The 19,283-nt window shown below is 64.7% G+C and carries 17 protein-coding genes; 8 read left to right on the forward strand and 9 right to left on the reverse strand.

What is annotated here, in order from left to right; genetic code table 11:
* Window positions 1-16 precede the first annotated feature (16 nt).
* Together astD and GC121_RS09195 are read right to left on the reverse strand one after the other, a co-directional pair.
* Window positions 17-1,435, reverse strand: coding sequence for a succinylglutamate-semialdehyde dehydrogenase (gene astD, locus GC121_RS09190; RefSeq protein WP_151973996.1), 1,419 nt, complete (start codon window positions 1,433-1,435; stop codon window positions 17-19).
* A gap of 108 nt (window positions 1,436-1,543) precedes the next feature.
* The gene (locus GC121_RS09195; protein ID WP_151973997.1) at window positions 1,544-2,947 is read right to left on the reverse strand and encodes a protein adenylyltransferase SelO family protein; all 1,404 of its coding nucleotides are present in this window, start codon (window positions 2,945-2,947) and stop codon (window positions 1,544-1,546) included.
* A 66-nt stretch (window positions 2,948-3,013) separates the two neighbouring features.
* Between GC121_RS09195 and GC121_RS09200 the strand changes: the two genes are divergently transcribed.
* The 5 genes from GC121_RS09200 to GC121_RS09220 all read left to right on the forward strand — a co-directional run bounded on the left by GC121_RS09200 (window position 3,014) and on the right by GC121_RS09220 (window position 8,783).
* Window positions 3,014-3,886 (forward strand): alpha/beta fold hydrolase, encoded by an 873-nt coding sequence (locus GC121_RS09200; protein ID WP_151973998.1) that lies wholly within the window; start codon window positions 3,014-3,016, stop codon window positions 3,884-3,886.
* Window positions 3,883-5,058: a glycosyltransferase family 4 protein gene (locus GC121_RS09205; protein ID WP_151973999.1), complete on the forward strand. Its 1,176-nt coding sequence runs from the start codon at window positions 3,883-3,885 to the stop codon at window positions 5,056-5,058. Before GC121_RS09200 ends, GC121_RS09205 begins: the two co-directional genes overlap by 4 nt.
* A 113-nt stretch (window positions 5,059-5,171) precedes the next feature.
* On the forward strand, window positions 5,172-5,957 hold the full coding sequence (locus GC121_RS09210) for a tetratricopeptide repeat protein (protein ID WP_151974000.1): 786 nt from the start codon (window positions 5,172-5,174) through the stop codon (window positions 5,955-5,957).
* A 15-nt stretch (window positions 5,958-5,972) separates the two neighbouring features.
* Entirely contained in the window at window positions 5,973-7,337 is a 1,365-nt protein-coding gene (locus GC121_RS09215) for a PQQ-binding-like beta-propeller repeat protein (protein ID WP_151974001.1), read from the forward strand.
* An 87-nt stretch (window positions 7,338-7,424) separates the two neighbouring features.
* Window positions 7,425-8,783, forward strand: a complete 1,359-nt coding sequence (locus GC121_RS09220; protein ID WP_151974002.1) for an isoprenylcysteine carboxylmethyltransferase family protein — start codon at window positions 7,425-7,427, stop codon at window positions 8,781-8,783.
* A 135-nt stretch (window positions 8,784-8,918) separates the two neighbouring features.
* On the opposite strand, the gene ubiA is transcribed toward GC121_RS09220, so the two are convergent.
* A complete protein-coding gene (ubiA, locus tag GC121_RS09225) occupies window positions 8,919-9,830 on the reverse strand; it encodes a 4-hydroxybenzoate octaprenyltransferase (protein WP_234421178.1) in 912 nt (303 codons plus the stop codon).
* Window positions 9,831-9,869: 39 nt separating this feature from the next.
* On the opposite strand from ubiA, the gene GC121_RS09230 reads away from it, so the two are divergent.
* Window positions 9,870-10,625, forward strand: a complete 756-nt coding sequence (locus GC121_RS09230; protein ID WP_151974004.1) for a 16S rRNA (uracil(1498)-N(3))-methyltransferase — start codon at window positions 9,870-9,872, stop codon at window positions 10,623-10,625.
* Window positions 10,626-10,703: 78 nt separating this feature from the next.
* Window positions 10,704-12,089 (forward strand): glutamate--cysteine ligase, encoded by a 1,386-nt coding sequence (locus tag GC121_RS09235; RefSeq protein WP_151974005.1) that lies wholly within the window; start codon window positions 10,704-10,706, stop codon window positions 12,087-12,089.
* A gap of 15 nt (window positions 12,090-12,104) precedes the next feature.
* Here GC121_RS09235 and GC121_RS09240 read toward each other — a convergent pair whose 3' ends face one another.
* Window positions 12,105-12,494 (reverse strand): VOC family protein, encoded by a 390-nt coding sequence (locus GC121_RS09240; protein WP_151974006.1) that lies wholly within the window; start codon window positions 12,492-12,494, stop codon window positions 12,105-12,107.
* A 146-nt stretch (window positions 12,495-12,640) separates the two neighbouring features.
* Between GC121_RS09240 and soxR the strand changes: the two genes are divergently transcribed.
* Complete coding sequence (soxR, locus tag GC121_RS09245) at window positions 12,641-13,078, forward strand: redox-sensitive transcriptional activator SoxR (protein WP_151974007.1); 438 nt, start codon at window positions 12,641-12,643, stop codon at window positions 13,076-13,078.
* Here soxR and GC121_RS09250 read toward each other — a convergent pair.
* The 5 genes from GC121_RS09250 to GC121_RS09270 all read right to left on the reverse strand — a co-directional run bounded on the left by GC121_RS09250 (window position 13,075) and on the right by GC121_RS09270 (window position 19,265).
* On the reverse strand, window positions 13,075-13,596 hold the full coding sequence (locus GC121_RS09250) for a hypothetical protein (RefSeq protein ID WP_151974008.1): 522 nt from the start codon (window positions 13,594-13,596) through the stop codon (window positions 13,075-13,077). The two genes, soxR and GC121_RS09250, sit on opposite strands and share 4 nt — an antisense overlap.
* 17 nt (window positions 13,597-13,613) lie before the next feature.
* Window positions 13,614-17,030 carry a chromosome segregation SMC family protein gene (locus tag GC121_RS09255; protein WP_151974009.1) on the reverse strand — a complete coding sequence of 1,139 codons (3,417 nt, stop codon included), beginning with the start codon at window positions 17,028-17,030 and terminating at the stop codon, window positions 13,614-13,616.
* Between the two features lie 20 nt (window positions 17,031-17,050).
* On the reverse strand, window positions 17,051-17,800 hold the full coding sequence (locus tag GC121_RS09260; RefSeq protein ID WP_234421180.1) for a thioredoxin domain-containing protein: 750 nt from the start codon (window positions 17,798-17,800) through the stop codon (window positions 17,051-17,053).
* A 152-nt stretch (window positions 17,801-17,952) separates the two neighbouring features.
* The gene (locus tag GC121_RS09265) at window positions 17,953-18,651 is read right to left on the reverse strand and encodes a thioredoxin domain-containing protein (protein ID WP_151974011.1); all 699 of its coding nucleotides are present in this window, start codon (window positions 18,649-18,651) and stop codon (window positions 17,953-17,955) included.
* Window positions 18,648-19,265, reverse strand: coding sequence for a DUF721 domain-containing protein (locus GC121_RS09270; protein WP_151974012.1), 618 nt, complete (start codon window positions 19,263-19,265; stop codon window positions 18,648-18,650). The genes GC121_RS09265 and GC121_RS09270 overlap by 4 nt, the downstream gene beginning before the upstream one ends.
* Between the last annotated feature and the right edge of the window lie 18 nt (window positions 19,266-19,283).

The raw sequence follows: 19,283 nt of genomic DNA on the forward strand, positions 1-19,283 counted from the left end.
AAGCGCGCTGCTGCGGTCAGCTGCCCTTGAAACCGACGCCCACGCTGGCGCGCGGCTGCTCCATTTCGGTGCTGGTGACCGGATAGGCGCAATAATCCGCCGCGTAGAACGCCGCCGGGCGGTGGTTGCCCGAAAAGCCGATCCCGCCAAACGGAGCGGCAGAGGATGCGCCATTGGTCGGGCGGTTCCAGTTGACGATCCCGGCGCGGATATTCGCCCAGAAGCGGTTATATTGCTGCGGATTGCCGCCCACCAGCGATGCCGAAAGTCCAAAGCGCGTGCGGTTCGCCTCGGCAATCGCTTCGTCGAAATCGCTCACCTTGATCACCTGCAGCAGCGGCCCGAACAGCTCCACATCGGGCCGGTCGGCCATGGCGGTGGTGTCGATGATCGCGGGCGACACGAAAGGCAGATCCTCGCGCAGCCGCCGCATATGGCGGATCGCTTTGCCGCCATTGGACAGCAAATAGAGGAAGCTCTCAGTCAGCTGGTCAGCCGTCGCATTGTCGATCACCGGGCCCATGAAGGGCGCAGGCTCGTCAAACGGAGCGCCGACGATCAGCCGGTCGGTAAGCGATCGGACCTCGCCGATCACCTCGTCATACATCGTGTCCTTGACGATCAACCGCCGCGCAGCGGTGCACCGCTGGCCTGCCGTGGTGAAGGCCGATTGGACGATCAGCGCCGCGGCATCTGCGATCTTGGGCGTGTCCCACACCACCATCGGGTTGTTGCCGCCCATTTCCAATGCGACGATCTTGCCCGGCTCGGTCGCCAGCTTGCGGTTGATCGCAATGCCGACCTGCGCGGAGCCGGTGAACAGCACGCCGTTGACATCGGGATGCGCGACCAGTGCCTTGCCTTCTTCCGGCCCGCCGATCAGCAATTGCACCACGCCTTCGGGAATGCCGCAGCGGTTGAACAGTTCGACTAGCTTCGCACCGACCGCCGGAGTCTTTTCGGACGGTTTGAGGATCACCGCATTCCCGGCGATAAGCGCAGGCAGCATATGTCCGTTGGGCAGATGCGCGGGGAAGTTATACGGCCCCAGCACCGCCATCACCCCGTGCGGCTTGTGGCGCAGCGCGGCCGAGCCTTGCAGCGCGCTGTCGAGCTTGCGCTGGCCGGTGCGTTCGGCATAGGCGCGGACGGAAATCTCCACCTTGGCCATCACCGCTTCGACTTCGGTGCGCGCTTCCCACATGGGCTTGCCCGTCTCGCGCGCAATCAGCTCGGCAAATTCCTGCTGATCCTTCAGCACTTCGTTGGAGAAGCGGCGCACCAGTTCGATGCGGGTCGCGAGCGGCGATGCGGCCCATGCGGCCCAGCTTTTGCGCGCGGTGGCCACGATCCGGTCAACATTGCCATGCTCCCCGCGCCAAAGCTCGGCGCCGGTGGCGGGTTCAAAGGAAACAAGGGTCTGGGCTGCGGCCAAGGAGAAACTGCTTTCGAAACGAAACTGGTTGCGTTCACTAACGATCTTATTGCGAAGGCGCAAAGGGCAGACTGATATGTAAAATGAAAACGGGGTTAAGTCTGCTCGCTAATCGCGCGTATGTCCGGCGGGCGTGGGCGGTTCACCCAGCGCGTTTCCGAGCGCGCGGATGGCGGCGACCTTGTCGTGCAGCGGCTGCCAGTCATCGCGTTCGGCAATCGCGCTCCACAGTGTTTCGACCTCGTCGATCAACAGCGATTCGGGCGGAGCGTCGCGCCAGTAATCATCCGCTTGCTCGGTAGCGCGATAGCCTTCCAGCGCCTCAGCCAGCACACCATCGGCCCCGCGCCCGCCGCGATGGCGGTGGAAGAAAGCGTCCGGCCCGATCTTCGCTTGCGTCATTACTGTCTCGGCCGCTTCGACCAGCGCGGCGTCTTTCTCCGGCCCCTGCTGCTCCACCCCCAGCCGCCAGCAAAAGCGCCGCATCATCGCTGCGCCATAGAGCGGTGCGAACCGGTCGAGCGCGGCGATCAGCGGTGCCGATTCGGCGAGCGGGCGCAAAGCAATGGCGAATTGCGCGAGGTTCCAGCGGATCGCTTCGGGCTGGCGGCCAAAGGCATACAGCCCGCCATGGTCGAAATAGGCAGCGGTGAAACCGGGGTCCCATTGCGGCAGCCAGCGCCACGGCCCGTAATCGAAACTCTCGCCCGAAATGTTCATATTGTCGGTGTTGAGCACGCCATGGACGAAGCCCGCAACCATGTAGCTGGCGGCGAGATCGGCGAGCCGTTCGGTCACCTGGTGCATCAGCCGGATGGCGGGTTCCTCCCGCCCCGGCGCATCCGCAGGCGCTTCCGGCCCCGGATAGGTTGCCAGACAATAATCGACCAGCTTGGCCAGTGCCGAGTGCTCCTCCAGCGCCATCAGCCGCTGGAATGTGCCCACGCGGATATGCCCGTGGCTCAGCCGCACCTGCACCGCCGACCGGGTGGGCGAGGGCTCGTCATTGCGCCACAATTCCTCGCCCGTCTCGACAACCGAGAAGGTCTTCGAGGTGTTGACCCCCAAGGCTTCGAGCATTTCGGTGGCGAGAATTTCCCGCACCGCGCCTTTCAGCGTCAGCCGCCCGTCGCCTGCACGGCTGTAAGGCGTCGTCCCGCTGCCCTTGGTGCCCAAATCGAGCAGACGACCCGCGCCATCGCGCATTTGCGCAAACAGAAACCCGCGCCCGTCGCCGATCTCGGGATTATACACCTGGAACTGGTGCCCGTGATAGCGCAGCGCGAGCGGGGCGGGGAGATTGTCGGGCAGGGCTTCGAACCGCCCGAAATGCGCCGTCCATTCCGCATCAGTGAGGTCATCCAACCCCACGGCTGCGTCCCAACGGCGGTTGCGGAAACGCAATTCGTGGGCCGGAAACGCCGCCGCTTGCACGGTATCGCCGATAAATCCCGCTATTTGCGTGATTTCCGGATCGGGGCGATAGGGCGAGTGTTGCGGTTCGGCGCGCATGGCGGCATTAGTGCCGCGCACAGCCCCGCTTGCCAAGCGCGGCCTTCATTTCGCGGGGAACAAGCATTGGGCGACAAGGCCTATACCGACGGCACTTGGCAAAGCAGCGACGAGCTGACGCTGCATTACCGCGACTATGCCGGGCGTGATGCCAAAGACGATGGCCGCCCACCGATCCTGTGCATTCCCGGCCTCACCCGCAATGCGCGCGATTTCGAGCCGGTGGCCGATGCCATTGCGGGCGAGTGGCGGGTGATCGTAGTGGAGCTGCGAGGGCGGGGCGAAAGCGATTATGCCAAAGACCCCGCAACCTATGTGACGTCCACCTATGTTGCCGATATCGTGGCGCTGCTGGATTATCTGAAGCTCGAAAAGGTGGTCGCCTTCGGCACCTCGCTGGGCGGAATCATCACCATGCTGATGGCGCGTCTGCATCCCGGTCGCTTTGTCGCCGCGATCCTCAACGATATCGGCCCGGTGGTCGAGGAGGAGGGGCTGGCGAAAATCCGCGACCATGTCGGTTACGGGCGCAGCTTCCCCACCTGGATGCACGCGGCGCGCGCGATGCAGGAGACGAGCGCGCATATCTATCCCGATTTCGGCGTCCATGACTGGCTGACCTTCGCCAAGCGACTAATGGTGGTGAGCAATAGCGGGCGCATCAGTTTCGATTATGACATGAAGATCGCCGAACAATTCGCGCCTGTGGGCGAAGAGCCTGCCGATATGTGGCCGCTGCTGCGCGCGCTGGGTGACATTCCGGTGTTGGGGCTGCGCGGCGAATTGTCGGACATTCTCTCGCCAGAGACCTTTGCCAAGATGGCGCAGGAATTGCCGCAATTTGTTGGCGTCACCGTGCCGCGCGTCGGCCATGTGCCGACGCTGGAAGAACCTGTGGCGCAAGCGGCCATCGCTGCTTTGCTGGAGAAAATCGCATGAGCCGCAAGGCCGATCGTCCCCGCATCCTGCATCTGCACTCGACCTTCGATGCAGGTGGGAAGGAAGTACGCAATGTCCGCCTGATCAATGCCTGGGGCAAGGCGGCGGAGCATGCTATTGTGTCGGGTGATCTGGAAAAGCGCGGCGCGGCGCAGTTGATCGGGCGGAGCAATTCCGTGCGCTGGCCCAAATTCCCGCCGCTATCGGGCACGCCGACGCCAGGCCGTCTGGCCAAGCTGGCGAAGGCGATGGCGGGTTACGACCTTATCTGCACCTACAATTGGGGCGCGATCGACGCGGTAATGGCGCACACGATTTTTGCCGACAGCTTCAAGCTGCCGCCGCTGGTGCACCACGAAGACGGGTTCAACGAGGACGAGGCCAAGCGGCTGAAAAAGCGCCGCAACTGGTATCGCCGCATCGCGCTGGGCCGGACGGCGGCGATGGTGGTGCCGTCGGCCACGCTGGAGGACATCGCGCTTACCGTGTGGGATCAGCCGCGCACGCGCGTGCGGCGGATCGCCAACGGGATCGACACCCGCGCCTATGCCGCGCCGCCCAAGCGCGACATTCTGCCCAAGCTGCTGAAGCGCAAGGGCGAATTTTGGCTCGGCTCGCTCGCCGGCTTGCGGCCCGTCAAACAGCTCGAACTGCTGGTGCGGGCGATGCCGTACCTGCCGCCCGAATGGCAGCTGGTGATCGCGGGCGAGGGGCCGGAGCGCGATGCGCTGCTCGCCGAGGCCGAGCGGCTGGGCGTCGAAGACCGCGTGCATCTGCCCGGCTTTGTCGCCGAACCGCAGAAGTTGATCGGCCATTTCGATATCTTCGCGCTATCCAGCCAGTCCGAGCAATTCCCCATTTCGGTGGTGGAGGCGATGGCGGCGGGGCTGCCGGTGGTCGCGCCGCGCGTGGGCGACATCGGGCGGATGGTCGCCAGCGAGAACGGGCCGCTGCTGGTCGATGCAGGCGACGGCGCGGCGCTGACTGCGGCGCTGGTCGATCTGGCGGGCAAACCTGCCGAGCGCAAACGCATCGGGCAGGCCAATCGCCAGAAGGCGCGCGCCGAATATGACGAAGGCAAAATGATCGAGCGGTACAAGGCGCTGTATTGGGGTCTGATGGAGAAATACGCCAAGCCCGCCGCGTCCGATGATGCCGGTGACGGTGACTAGCCTTCATCGCGCATTCAGCGCCGGGTGGACAGTCTTGCCTCTTCGATTGAAATGCGCCCCGTTACCGCCTAACAGCGCAGCCCGATCGTCCACAAAACGCTAGAACCAGACCCTTGGCCAAAGAACCTATCCCCGCTCCCGCCCCCGCTCCGCGCCCTGATGCCGAGCAGGAAATGCTCATGCGCGAGGTGGATGAAGCTGTCCGTCAGGATCAGGCGACCACGTTCGCCAAGAAATACGGCTTTGCTATTGGCGGCGTGCTGCTGGCAGGCCTGCTGGCCTTTGGGGCCTACCTGATCTGGCAATCGCGCAGCGAAGCGGCGCTGGAAGCCAAGTCGGAAGAGCTGGTGCTGGCGATTGACGAGCTGGAAGCGGGCAATCTTGACCAAGCCGATGCCGATCTTACCGCGCTGTCCGAAGGGACGGACGGCCATGCGGCGATGGCAGCGCTGACGCGCGCTGGTATCGCCATTCAGAACGGCAATACCGAGCTGGCGGTGGAATTGTTTGACCGTGTGGCGAACAATGCCGATCTGCCCGCCGAGGTGCGCGATATCGCAGCCATCCGCTCGGTCACGGCAAATTGGGACAATCTCGATCCGCAGCAAGTGATCGACCGGCTGGGGCCGATGGCGCAGGCGAGCAATCCCTATTTTGGCAGCGCGGGCGAACTCGTCGCGCACGCCTATCTGGCGCAGGACAAGCGCGATCAGGCAGGGCCGCTGCTCGTTGCCATCGCGCAGAACGAGGACGTTCCCGAATCGCTGCGCGCCCGCACGCGGCAGCTTGCAGGCCTGATCGGCTTTGATGCTATCGAGGATGTCGATGCGGCGCTTGATGAAATTACCGGAGGCGCAGAGCCTACACGCGGTGAACCGGCCGTCGAACTGGTCGAATAGAAATACGGAAACAGCATGACGAAATTGATCATTCCCGCCCCTTTCCGCACCTGGCGCGCCGCGCTGGTGCTCGCATCGTGCAGCGCGCTCGCGGCGTGCAGCACGCTGGGCCTTGGCGGCGGCGGGAGTGACGATCCGGAAACCCCTACGCTGGGCAACCGCCAGCCGATCCTTTCGCGCATCGCGACCGAAATCGTCGCCGATCCAGAGCTGGCAAATGTCGCCGTGGTGGTGCCTCCGGCGCAGAACAATCCCAATTGGGAGCAGGCGGGCGGCAATGCGGCCAAGGTGTCGGGCCACCGCACGCTTTCGGCAGCCCCTGTCCGCGCGTGGACGGCTTCGATTGCGGGCACGACCAATACCCGCCGCCTCGCCGCCGCTCCGGTAGTGGCCGACGGGATGGTTTTCGCGGTGGATACCGGCGCGACGGTGCACGCGTTCGATGCGCAGACCGGCGCGGTGCGCTGGCGCCATGAAATTGAAGTTACGGGCGACTTGCAGGACGCAACCTTTGGTGGCGGCGCGAGCTATGCCGGAGGCAGGATTTATGCCACCAATGGCGTGGGCGATGTGGTGGCGCTGAACGCTGCCACGGGCGAGCAAATCTGGCGGGTCAAGCCCGCAGGCCCGCTGCGCGGATCACCGACTGTTGCGTTCAACTCGGTATTCGTGATGACCCAGAACAATCAGATAATCGCGCTCAATGCCGATGACGGGGCTGTGGTCTGGCAAAAGGCGGCGGCCATCGGCCAGCAGGGCGTGTTCGGCGTGGCCGCTCCGGCGGCTGGCCAAGGCACGCTGCTGGCAGGTTTTTCGAGCGGCGAACTGGTTGCCTACCGGTACGAGAACGGCCGCGAATTGTGGTCGGACGCGCTTTCGCGCACCTCGATCAGCACATCCGTGGGCACGCTGACCGATGTCGATGCCGATCCGATTATCGACCAGGGCCGCGTTTACGCGCTGGGGCAGGGCGGGCGCATGGCCGCTTATGAACTGCTCACCGGCCAACGCATCTGGGAACTGACGCTGGCGGGGATTTCGACCCCCACCATTTCCGGCGAATGGGTGTTCACCCTGACCGACGATTCGCGCCTGCTGGCGATCCAGCGCAATACGGGCCGCATCCGCTGGATGACGCAGCTTGACCAGTGGCGCGATGTCGAAGACCGCGAAGGGCCGATTTTCTGGACGGGGCCGGTGCTTGCCAGCAACCGCCTGTGGATTGCCAGCTCGCGCGGCGTGGTGCGTTCGGTCGATGTGATGACCGGCACGGCGGCGGACTTTACCGAGCTTGATGCCGGTGTCTCGCTGCCCCCCGTGGTGGCGGACAACACGCTGTATATCCTCGACGATAGCGGCCGCATCACCGCCTGGCGGTAACGCTTCCGCAATCGGCCGTCCCGCGACGGGACGCGGCGTTTTGCCGTTACGCAGGTTTTAACCGTTCCGCGCTAGAGCGGGCGGGTAATGAGCGCGCCTTCGCCCACCCCTTCGCGGCCCCCGGCCAGCGATGTATCGCCCATGGTCGGGCTGGTCGGCCTCGCCGTCCTGATCGGCTATATCCTGTTTGCCCGGTCGTTCCCGGAGATTTCGGCGGCGTTCGGCTATCCAGTCGATCGCGGCCCGCTCTCCGGCCCCTATTCGGCGATGCTGTGCATGGTGTTGACCGGCGGCGCGATGGCGGCGTGGTCGGTCTTCGTCGACAAGGTGCACCGCAACCCCAGCACCGGCATCGATTGGGACAACCCGCGCAAGCTTGACGCGGTGATCGACATCTCCATCACCAAGCTGGCGGGCCTGTGGGCGACATGGTTCATCATCGGCGGGCTCTACTGCCTTGGCCGCTGGTATTGGGAAGGGCAGTATCTCTTCGCCATGCAGGTGCTCGGCGCGGCGGTGGTGCCGCTGGTGATCCTCAGCGTCCCCTATGTGCTGTGGACAGACCGCGTGCTGAAAAACCCGCGCGACCACACATGGCATTTCGGGGCGATGCTGATCGGGCGCGATGCCTATGATTTCGAGGAAGTGAAGCATCACTGGCGCAGCTGGATCATCAAGGGCTTCTTCACTGCCTTCATGATCTCGATCATCCCCATCGGCTTCCAGACCGTGGTGGAGACGCAGACCTCGGAGCTGTGGGCCAATCCGGTGCTGCTCGGCGTGTTCCTGTTCGAGATATTGTTCGTGATCGATGTGCAGATCGGCACGGTAGGGTACCTGCTGACCTTCCGCCCGCTCGACGCGCATATCCGCAGCGGCAACCCGTTTCTTGGCGGCTGGATCGCGGCGCTGGCCTGTTATCCGCCGCTCGCCTGGGGTCTGCTCGGCAATATCATTAAATATGACGTGAACACGGCGGACTGGGCGTACTGGTTTGCCGATTATCCGGTGCTGCTGTGGATCTGGGCGGCGTGGCTGGTGTTCCTCACCGGCATCTATGCGTGGGCGACGGTGGCCTTCGGCATCCGCTTTTCCAACCTCACCTATCGCGGGGTGATTACGAGCGGACCGTACCGCTTCACCCGGCACCCGGCCTATGTCTCGAAAAACCTGTTCTGGTGGTGCTCCACCATGCCTTTCCTCGTCACCAGCGATTCCTATGTCGATATGATCCGCAACACGGTTTTTATCGCCTTGGTCAGCGCCATCTATTACTGGCGCGCCCGCACCGAAGAGGCGCATTTGCTCGCCGAAGACCCGAAATACCGCGAATATTACGACTGGATGCAGGAACACGGGCTCCTGACCGCCCGGCTGGCCAAGCTGCTGCGCTGGGCGAACCCGCGCAAAGGGCAAGGCCGGCTGGAACCGCAAGCGGCGGAGTGACCCCGCGCCGGAGGCGCCCTTAAGCACCTTAAGCATTTCGCGCAGAGATCGCGGAGAGCGCAGAGGCAGTCGCAATCACCTCTCTGCGGTCTCTGCGATCTCTGCGCGAGACGACATTGCTGAGGCTTCGCCGCGTTACGCCCCCGCATTCCCCGCGACGAAACACGCCGTCGCCATCAGCGCGCCCGCCCAGCGGTTCGAGCGGAAGCGGGCGAGGGGATTGTCTGGGTCTGCCGGATCGAGCGTGATGACTTGCCACGCCAGATGCAGCGCGACCGGCGCCAGCGCGAGCAATGCTACCGGATCGCTCCGCAGCCACCAGAAGGCGAGCGCCCACAGACCCACAGCCAGCGCATAGAACAGCGCGACTCCGCCCTGCACCCGCCCGCCCAGCCGCAGGGCCGAGCTTTTGATGCCGACCAGCGCATCATCCTCGCGGTCTTGCAGCGCGTAGATCGTGTCATAGCCGATCGTCCAGAACACCGCGCCGCCATACAGCGCCAGCATCACCGCCAGATTGTCGTCGCGCAGGGCCATCCAGCCGACCAGTGCGCCCCAGTTGAACACCAGCCCCAGCCATGCCTGCGGCCACCAGGTAATGCGCTTCATAAACGGATAGGCAGCGACCATGGCGAGGCTGCCCAGCGCCACCAATTGCGCCTCCAGCCGCAATTGCAGCAGCACGACAAGGCCGATGAGGCACAGGCCGATGAGCCACACCCACGCCGCGCGTTTGCTCACCCGCCCGCTGGCAATCGGGCGCAGCGCGGTGCGCGCGACTTGCTTGTCCAGATCGGCATCGACGATATCGTTATACACGCAGCCCGCCGCGCGCATGGCAATCGCGCCGAGCAGCAGCCACGCAACCAGCGCCCATTGCGCGCCCGCACCGGTCAGCCACACGCTCCACGCACAGGGCCAGAACAGCAGCCACCAGCCGATGGGCCGGTCAAACCGCCCCAGCAGCGCATAGTCGCGCAGGGGCTGCGGCAGGCGCTCGGCAAGGCTGCGATGCTCGGTGTCGGGCGTGATGGTTTCGCTTGTCACGGCTTGCCTGTTAGCGCCGCTTGCCCCAAGTGCATAGCCATGCCCGCTACCCCCGCCTGGCCGCCACGATCCGCCCCGCGCCTGTTTGTTGAACAGCCGCTGGGCGAGGGCGTGCAGATCACTCTGGATGCTCCGAAAGCGCATTACCTCGCCCGCGTTATGCGCGTGGGGGAAGGGGATGCGGTTATCCTGTGCGACGACCAAACCGGCGAATGGACAAGCGAAGTGATCGCCGCGGGCAAGCGCGAGGTCGCGCTGGCGGTGAAGGATCGCTTGCGCCCGCGCGAGGCGGTGCCCGATCTGGTGCTCTGCCCCGCACTGCTCAAGAAAGACCGCTTCGATCTGGTGCTGGAAAAGGCCACGGAGCTGGGCGTCGCCCGCATCCAGCCGGTACTGACGCGCCGCTGCGTGGCGGACAAGCTCAACCCCGATCGCGCGCGGATGATCGTCACCGAGGCGGCCGAGCAATGCGCGCGCACCGCGCTGCCCGAACTGGGCGAAGTGACGAAGCTGGAGGTGCTGCTGCGCGATTGGCCGGAAAGCCGCGCGCTGTTCTTCGCCGATGAACTGGGGGGAGAGCCTGCGGGCCATGCCTTTGCCGCGCACGGCACCCCTGCCGCCATCCTGATCGGCCCCGAAGGCGGCTTTGACGATGCCGAGCGGGCGGCCATCCGCGCGCATCCGATGGCGAAACCCGTCAGCCTCGGCCCGCGAATACTGCGCGGGGAAACCGCCGCGATTGCCGCGCTTTCGCTGTGGATGGGCATTGCCGGCGATTGGCGGCAGTCACCATAGGCCGGTTGCACCCGACGAAAAAGCAGGTGGCGATTTGCTACGGGTCGGCTACACACGCCGCGATTTGAGGGAGCAGGTATGAGCACGCGCAAAGCCAGCGAAGGCGAGGAACCGCGGATCGAAAGCCGCGATCAACTGATTGCGCCGATGGCGAAGGGCGAGAAGCCCAAGGCGCAATGGCGCATCGGCACCGAGCACGAAAAGCTGGTTTACAAGACCTCCGATTATCACGCGCCGTCCTATGGCGAGCCGGGGGGTATCCGCGACATCCTGATGGCCATGCGCGAATTTGGCTGGGAGCCGGTGGAGGAAGCGGGGCCGGATGGCAGCGTGAACGCCATCGCCATGTCGGGCAGCGACGGGACGATCAGTCTGGAACCGGCAGGCCAACTGGAACTGTCGGGCGCGCCATTGGAAACGCTGCACCAGACCTGCGCCGAAACCGGCCGCCATCTGATGCAGGTTAAACAAGTGGGCGAGGCGTGCGAGGTCGGCTTTCTTGGCCTCGGAATGTGGCCCGACAAGACCCGCGCAGAGCTGCCGGTGATGCCCAAGCAGCGTTATGCCATCATGATGCGCCATATGCCGCGCGTGGGCAGCCTCGGGCTCGACATGATGCTGCGCACCTGTACCATTCAGGTTAATCTGGATTACTCGTCAGAAACGGATATGGTGAAGAAATTCCGCACCGGCCTGGCGCTGCAACCGCTCGCCACCGCCCTCTTCGCCAACTCGCCCTTTACCGAGGGTAAGCCCAACGGCTTCCTTTCCTATCGCAGCCACATCTGGTCGGACACCGATCCGCAGCGCACCGGGATGCTGCCTTTCGTGTTCGAGGACGGCTTCGGCTATGAACGCTATGTCGACTATATGCTCGATGTGCCGATGTACTTTGTCTATCGTGACGGCACCTATATCGACGCTGCCGGGCAGAGCTTCCGCGACTTTATGCGGGGCGAACTCCCCGCGCTGCCGGGCGAATTGCCGACGGCCAGTGATTGGTGGGATCACCTTTCCACTGCCTTCCCCGAAGTGCGGTTGAAAAGTTTCCTCGAAATGCGCGGCGCCGATGGTGGCCCCTGGAATCGCATCTGCGCGCTGCCCGCCTTCTGGGTGGGCTTGCTCTACGATCAGGGCGCGCTCGATGCGGCGTGGGCGCTGGTCGAGCATTGGTCGATGGAAGAGCGCGAGGCGCTGCGCAACGCCGTGCCCGCGCAAGGCCTTGCCGCCGCCATTCCGGGCGGGCGCACGCTCCGAGATCTGGCCCGCGAAGTGCTCGACATCGCGCACCAGGGCCTCGTCGCGCGCGCCGCGCTCAATTCGATGGGCGACAATGAAAGCGGCTTCCTCAGCCCGTTGCGCGAGATTGTCGAGAGCGGCAAAGTGCCCGCGCAATTGCTGCTCGACAAATATCACGGCGAATGGGGCGGTGACATTTCGCGCGTGTATGAGGAAAGCTTCTGATCGCTTTGAAAATGATCAGGAATAGCTGACCACTTCAAATTCGATCCCGTCCCAGTCAAAGAAATAGAAGCTGCGCGGGCCGGGTTCGTAGGTGCCGTGGCTGAAGGTTTCGAGCCCGTGGCGCTGCACCACCGCATCCGCCGCGTCGAGATCGGCGACCTGCAAGCCGACATGGTTCATCGGCTTGCCCTTGCTCTGGCCAGCGTGATCCGCGCCGTCAGACCACAGCGCGAGATAGCTCGTCTCGCTCCCCACATGGGCAAATTCGCCGCTCTCTCCGTGCGGCGCGCGAAGGCGCAAGTGCCAGCCCAGCAGGTCTTCAAACAGCCGAATCGAACGGTCGAGTTGGCTGACGGTGAGGTTCACGTGTTCGATGAATCCGGCGGTTGCGGGGTGATTTTGCATGGCAAGTCCTTTGTATAAAGCGTTGATAATATTCACTACAGGTGCGCCTATCTGCGCCGCCGTGAATCGCGACTTGCACACTCATGCAACCTCAAGTTAAGGTGAGGTCAAGCTTTTGTTGAAGATTTTTCGCTAGGGCAGGCGCGATGCAAACGAAGTTCATCACGATCGGCGATCTCGCCAAGCGCACCGGCGTCGCCGTTTCGGCGCTGCGCTTCTATGAAGACAAGGGCCTGCTCGATCCGATCCGCACCAGCGGCAACCAGCGGCGCTTCCTGCGCGGCGATATTCGCCGGGTGAGCTTTATCCTGATTGCCCAGAAGCTGGGGCTGGGCCTCGCCGAGATCGAGGATCACCTCTCCCGCCTGCCGCAAGGCCGCAACCCGACGCTGGCCGACTGGCAAAAGATCAGCCGCGCGATGCGGCACGAGATCGACAACAAAATCAAACTCCTCACCCGCACCCGCAACCAGCTCGACCAGTGCATCGGCTGCGGCTGTTTGAGCCTGGAGAAGTGCCGGCTGTACAACAAGGACGACAAGCTGGGGCTGAGGGGGCCGGGGCCTAGGGCGGTTTTGGATTAGGGCGAGGTGTTCGTTCCTTCCGAACGCGCCTCATACTTCTGGCTGTTTTCTTCGCTCACCGCATAGTTTCCGTCTTCGAGTATCAGGTCTTCTGCAAGCGGCAACGCCCCATTGGGCATTTGCGGAATGCTGGGCAGTTGCCCAAATTCAGTCTGCAACTCGTCGAGCAGTCTGCGGCGAAAGGCCTGATTCCGTTGCGGCTCGGTTCCGCGATAGAAAGTTACAAACACAAGACCAAGTCGCTCTTCAAAATCCTGCGCGCAGGCGAGCATTTCTTCGTCGTCTTCACCAACCCAAATGCACGCCTTGATCGATTGCTCATACACGTCCGCTTGCAATGCAAGTTCCTGTCCGGTGGCAGCGTCCATGTGGTGACCTTCGGTCTCCGCAACGCGCTCGAAGACGCGAAGCAGTTGGTCTCTCTCCCCTTGCGATGACGCTTCAATTCCGTAGGCGGCGGTCAACTCGATCCACTCCGGCTGCTCCGCCGCACCGCAGCCGGCCAGCAAGAGCAGCAATGGTGAGAAAAGGTGCCTCACTCCGCCGCGAGCGCCTCCGCCTGCCCCAAGTCCACGCTCACCAAGCGCGACACGCCTTTCTCCACCATCGTCACGCCGAACAGGCGGTGCATCCGGCTCATGGTGACGGCGTTGTGGGTGACGATCAGGTAGCGGGTGTTTGTCTCGCGCACCATGGAGTCGAGCAGGTCGCAGAAGCGTTCGATATTGGCATCGTCGAGCGGCGCGTCGACTTCGTCCAGCACGCAAATTGGTGCCGGATTGGTTAGAAATAGGGCAAAGATAAGCGCGGTTGCGGTTAGCGCCTGTTCACCCCCAGACAGCAAACTCAAGGACTGCAAACGTTTCCCCGGCGGCTGCGCGTAAATCTCCAGCCCTGCTTCCAGCGGATCGTCCGAATCGACCAGCGCCAGATGCGCCTGCCCGCCATCAAAAAGGCGGGTGAAGAGCTTGCGGAAATGGCCGTCCACTTCCTCGAATGCAGCGCGCAGCCTCTCGCGGCCTTCACGGTTCAGATTGCCGATAGACCCGCGCAGCCGGTGCACCGCCTCGGCCAGTTCGGCCTGTTCGGCCGCGCTGGAGCCGTGTTCGGCCTCGATCCGCGAAAGTTCGTCGGCGGCGACGAGGTTCACCGGGCCGATCCGCTCGCGGCTCGCCACCAGCCGGTCCATCTCTTCGCTTTCGAGGCCCCAATTGCGCACCGCATCCTCGGCAAATTCAAAGCGGCCCGGCAGCAGCGGGGGCGGGCACTGGAAGCGCTCGCCCGAAATGCGCGCCATTTCCTCGCGGCGGTTCTCCTCGTTCTCCGCCCGTGCGGCGAGCGTGGCGCGCGCTTCGCGGGCGGTGGAGAGCGCTTCGTTGAGCTCCGCCAGCGCGCTATCCGCCGCGCGCGCCAGCGCCTCGGCCTCGCGCACCTCCATCTCGGCCTTCGCTAGTTCCTCGCCCAGCCGCGCGCGCACCGCTTCGCCGCTTTCAATCTCGCGCATCAGGCCTTCGGGCTTGGCGGCGACGACCGCGCGCTCCTCGGCAATCTCGTCAAACCGGGCGGACATTCCCGCCAGCCGCGATGCCGCATCACCTGCGCGGGCCTGCCAGCTCTTGCGGTCGGCGCGCTGGGTGGCGACCCGCTCGCGCAGCACGGCAAGCGACTGGTCATGCGCTGCTAGCCCCGCCTGCGCCGCCTGCGCGCTTTCCCGCGCTGCCTCATTCTTCGCCCGAGCCGCCTCCAGCACCGCGCGCCCTGCTTGGGGATCGGGCAGGTCGGCCAGCCGCGCCTTGGCCGCTGCCAGATCACGTTCCGCGCCCTCGCGCTGGTCTGCCAGTTCGCCGGATGAACGCGCGATCTGTTCAAGCCGCGCAGCCATTTGTTCGACAGCCGCCTCGGCCTGGTCGACACGGCGGAGCGCGGTGCGTTCTGCCTCGATAGCGGCGGCAATCGCGCGGTCGCGCTCGATCAGCGCCTGCTGCATTTGCGCATAGGCGTTTTGCGCGTGGGCCACTTCGGCCTCGGCCTCGGCAGCGCGGGCGCGCAGGGTAGGGACGTGTTCGGCGAGTTCGGCAAAGCGGTTCTCCGCTTCCAGCCGTGCGGCTTCCGCCCCGCCTTCGCCGCGCGCGACAAAACCGTCCCACCGCCGCAGCGCGCCATCGCGCGTGACGAGCCAGTGGCCGGGGGCGAGCGCGCGCCCGTCATCGGTATCGGCGACGTGCACCAGAGCCAGTCGCGCGGCGAGTTCCGCCGGGCAATCACCGACCTGATGCGCGAGCGAGTCGGCCACGGGCTGAGGCGGGGTGGTGCCCGTCCAGAAACGACCTTCGCCGTCGGCTGCGCCCAAGGGCGAGCGGGCATCGCGGCCCAGAGCCGCCGCCAGCGCGCGTTCAAAGCCGGGAGCAGCCCGCACCCGGTCAATCGCAACCGCACGGCCCGAGCGGTTTGCCTGCTGCTTCGCCCGCGCTGCGCGGTCGCGTTCCAGCGCGGCAAATTCGCGCTCGACACCCGCCAGTTCGGCCTTGGCGGCGGCAAAGGCTTCCTGCGCCGCGTCGCGCGCTGCGATCACGGCGTCCTTGCGCTCACGGTCGGCATCGCTTTCGCTGCGGCGCAATTCGAGCATGGCGGTCGCTTGCGTTGCCGCTGCCTGAGCTGCGGCCAAATCCTCTGCGGGATCGCGCGCGCCGATGAGCTCCTCGCGCTGCGTGGCGAGCCGACGCGCTTCGCCCTCCAGCCGCTCCAGCCGCGCCTGCGCCTGCGCGATTTCGGACTGCGCCACCCGCCATTCGGCTTCGACCCCTGCGTGGTCTGCCGTCGCCTTGGCCAGCGCGAGTTCGGCCGCGCGGCTGGCGCGTTCGGCATCCTCCAGCCGCCGTTCGAGAGCGGGGCGCGCTGCCTCGTCCTCCGCCAGCGCCTTTTCTCCCGCAGCCAGTGCCGCTTCGAGGTCTTTGAGCGCCTGCGCCGCGTCCTGCGTCATGCGGTCGGCTTCGAACTTGTCTTCCTCCAGCCGCGCCTGTTGCCGGTCGAGATCGCGCAGCCGTTGCTCGGCGGCTTCCAACTGGCTGGAGAGGGCGGCCATGCGGTGCCCGTGTGCACTGGTATCGTCGCGCCGGTCGGCGAGTTCGTCGCGCAATTCGGCGAGCTTTGCGGCGAGCGCGTGCTGGGCTGACTGCGCTGCCTTGGCTGCCTCTTGCGCTTCGGCGACCTTGGCATCGGCGGTCTTTGCCTCGGCCCGCGCGGACTCTGCCGCCGCTGCCGCATCGCGCCAGCGGGCGAACAGCAGCCGCGCTTCGGCGACGCGAATCTGGTCAGACAAGGCGCGGTAGCGTTCGGCCTGCTTGGCCTGCCGCCGCAGCGACTGGATTTGCGAATCCAGCCCCGCCATCAGATCTTCCAGCCGTTCGAGGTTCTTCTCGGTCGAGCGCAGTTTGCTTTCGGCATCGCGGCGGCGCACATGGAGGCCCGCAATGCCCGCCGCTTCTTCGAGCATCATGCGCCGCTCGGTCGGCTTGGCGGCGATCACTTGCGCGATCTTGCCCTGGCTCACCAAAGCGGGCGAATGCGCGCCGGTGGCAGCATCGGCGAAGATCAGCGAGATGTCTTTCGCGCGCACATCGCGCCCGTTCAGCCGGTAGGCGCTGCCTGCGCCGCGCTCGATCCGGCGGATAACATCCAAGTCTTCGCCGTCATCGTCCTTGGCATAGAGCACCACTTCGGCGAAATCGCGCGGCGGGCGGCCTGCGGTTCCGGCGAAGATCACGTCTTCCATCCCGCCGGATCGCATGCTCTTGGGCGAGTTTTCGCCCATCACCCAGCGGATGGCTTCCAGCAGGTTCGATTTGCCGCAGCCATTGGGGCCGACAACACCTGTCAGCCCCGGCTCGATCCGCAATTCGGAAGGTTCGACGAAGCTTTTGAAGCCCGAGAGGCGAAGTTTGCGGAACTCCATCCTTCGTCCCGATTCCCCGCTTACTGGTCGCGCGCGCCCGCGCGCTGCAGCACGGGTTCAACCTCGGCCCAGCTGATGCCGTCCACTCGCGTGCCGTTGACGAAGAAGGTGGGCGTGCCGGTCACGTTGAATTCTTCGGCCTGCTGCTGCGAGCGTTCACCCACAGCCAGCACCGCTGCACCATCGGCAAGGCATTCTGCTGCCTCGGCACGGCCCAGCCCGCGCGCGGCGAAGAAGTCGAAGAAGCCGGCAGCATCGGCGATATTGATGTAAAGCTGGTTGTCCGGGACGTCGCCCTGCTCCTGCAAGGTGACAGCCGCCTGCTGGATCTGCGGCTGCAATGCACCGAGGTTCTGCCACACCTGATCGGCGCGCGGGTGGAAGGTTTCTTCCGGCCCGCAGCGGGCAAGGCTCGCCAAAGTCAGGTCGAAAATGTTGAGCACCATGTTGCGCAGTTCGAAGGAGACGACGCCTGAATTCACATATTCGGTCTTCAGCGCCTCTGCCGCTTCATTGTTGAAGGCGGCGCAAGCGGGGCAGGTGTGCGAGGCATATTCGACGACCTTGATCGGCGCATCGGGATTGCCCAGCACATAACCATCATACTCGCTGACCGAAACCACATCGCGCCACTGCGCCACGCCTTCGGGCGGCGCGATATCGGCGATGGGTTCGCCTGCCGCGACTTCGCCCGTGGCATCGTCTCCATTGCAGGCAACAAGCGCCAGCGTGAGCGGCGCGGCAAAAAGGGCAAGAGTGGTGCGCTTCATGGTCAAAATACTTTCCGTCAGAATTGGCGGCCCCGGTTTTGGCCCGGGATTTGAAGATTGGCTAGGTTAGACAGAGGGGGGACAATGGGGAAAGCGCCGCGGGGCCGGATATCGGCGCTTTTGCACAGGCTTGTCCCCCTCTTTCATCCGTATCAGTCGAAGATATTCACCTCCGGCGGTGTGGTGAGGGCGATCAACACTTCGCGCAGGCGCGGCCAGCTGTGCACGCCTTCCAGCAGCGTGCCGTTGAGCACGATGGCAGGCGTGCCGGGCACGTCATATTCCGCCGCATTGGCCTGCGATGCCGCCACCAGCGCATCGGCGCGGGCGGGATCGTTCAGGCATTGGTCGATTTGCGTGATCGAATAGCCGCGCGGCTCCATCAGCTCGTAAAATTCCAGATCATCGGCAATCGCGCGCAGTCGTGCAGGCACGGTGCCGCTGTTCCAGCGTTGCTGCTGTGCGGGGGTGAGCGCCTGTGCGCGCGCCAGCCAGTCAGCCTGCGTCACCAGCAGCGCGCGGTGATTGCCGAAGAAGTTCTCGTCCGGCCCGCATTCGGCCACCATCGCGGCGGCGACATCCACGATATTGCGAATGAGATGCCGCACTTCAAAACTGGCAAGACCTTCATGCACGTAGAAATATTTGAGCTCGGCCTCGCTCTCCTGCTCGAAGCTGGCGCAATGCGGGCAGGTGTAGCTGGAAAACTCGATCAGTTGGATCTCCGCATCCGGAAAGCCGATGCGGTGGCCCTGTGCGGTTTGCTCGTAGACTGTGTTCCAGTCCTGCGCGGCAGCGGGCGCATGGGTGACGGCCAGCGCGGCGATGGCCGCGAATGCCCAGCGTATCATTGGTCCTGTTCCTCCTTATGCGCGACCGAGCGCGCCAGTGATTCGAGCACGGCGCGCAGTTCCGGATCGCCGATATCGCGCAAGCCTTCGCCAAGGTCCATCGGAATGGGCTTCAACGAAGGCGGAGCCGCGCGCCTGCCTTCAGCAGATGGCGGCTGAACCGCGCCTTGCCGCATCTTGATTTTGGCCACCGCCTTGTAACCGAAAAAGCGGTTCACCCGTTCGATGATCTCGGGGAGGACGTGCTGGATCAGCGGGGCATGGGCGGGCAGCACGACGAGCTGCAATATGCCATCGCTCTTCTCGCCTATCGGGAAGCGGATCGCCTCGGGCGCGCAGACCTTGGCATGGATCGGGCCGACGATCTCCGGCCAGCGGGTGACGACCGAGGATTGTACAAAGCCGAAGCGGCGAAAGGCGGCGCGGCCGATTTGCGGCACCAGGTCGGATACCTGCTTGGCCGGACCGCCGCGCGGACGTTCGTAAGGCTTGACCTTGCTCTTGCGCGCCGAGCCGATGCGGCGGACATTGTTGTTCGCAGGGCTGTCCCCCGCTTTGCTCGCAGCAGCTTTGGGGGCAGGCTTCCCCGGTTTGGGTGGATCATCACGTTCCATGAGCATCGGCTCCATGCC

Origin of the sequence: Erythrobacter sp. EC-HK427, from assembly GCF_902498745.1 — a bacterium.
Lineage (GTDB): Bacteria > Pseudomonadota > Alphaproteobacteria > Sphingomonadales > Sphingomonadaceae > Alteraurantiacibacter.

Bases quoted from the DNA above. Each gene is read 5' to 3' on its own strand.
- GC121_RS09195 (WP_151973997.1), bottom strand. From the start codon at position 2,947: ATGCGCGCCGAACCGCAACACTCGCCCTATCGCCCCGATCCGGAAATC.
- GC121_RS09205 (WP_151973999.1), top strand. From the start codon at position 3,883: ATGAGCCGCAAGGCCGATCGTCCCCGCATCCTGCATCTGCACTCGACC.
- GC121_RS09215 (WP_151974001.1), top strand. From the start codon at position 5,973: ATGACGAAATTGATCATTCCCGCCCCTTTCCGCACCTGGCGCGCCGCG.
- GC121_RS09220 (WP_151974002.1), top strand. From the start codon at position 7,425: ATGAGCGCGCCTTCGCCCACCCCTTCGCGGCCCCCGGCCAGCGATGTA.
- GC121_RS09230 (WP_151974004.1), top strand. From the start codon at position 9,870: ATGCCCGCTACCCCCGCCTGGCCGCCACGATCCGCCCCGCGCCTGTTT.
- GC121_RS09235 (WP_151974005.1), top strand. From the start codon at position 10,704: ATGAGCACGCGCAAAGCCAGCGAAGGCGAGGAACCGCGGATCGAAAGC.
- GC121_RS09240 (WP_151974006.1), bottom strand. From the start codon at position 12,494: ATGCAAAATCACCCCGCAACCGCCGGATTCATCGAACACGTGAACCTC.
- soxR (WP_151974007.1), top strand. From the start codon at position 12,641: ATGCAAACGAAGTTCATCACGATCGGCGATCTCGCCAAGCGCACCGGC.
- GC121_RS09255 (WP_151974009.1), bottom strand. From the start codon at position 17,030: ATGGAGTTCCGCAAACTTCGCCTCTCGGGCTTCAAAAGCTTCGTCGAA.
- GC121_RS09260 (WP_234421180.1), bottom strand. From the start codon at position 17,800: ATGAAGCGCACCACTCTTGCCCTTTTTGCCGCGCCGCTCACGCTGGCG.
- GC121_RS09265 (WP_151974011.1), bottom strand. From the start codon at position 18,651: ATGATACGCTGGGCATTCGCGGCCATCGCCGCGCTGGCCGTCACCCAT.
- GC121_RS09270 (WP_151974012.1), bottom strand. From the start codon at position 19,265: ATGGAACGTGATGATCCACCCAAACCGGGGAAGCCTGCCCCCAAAGCT.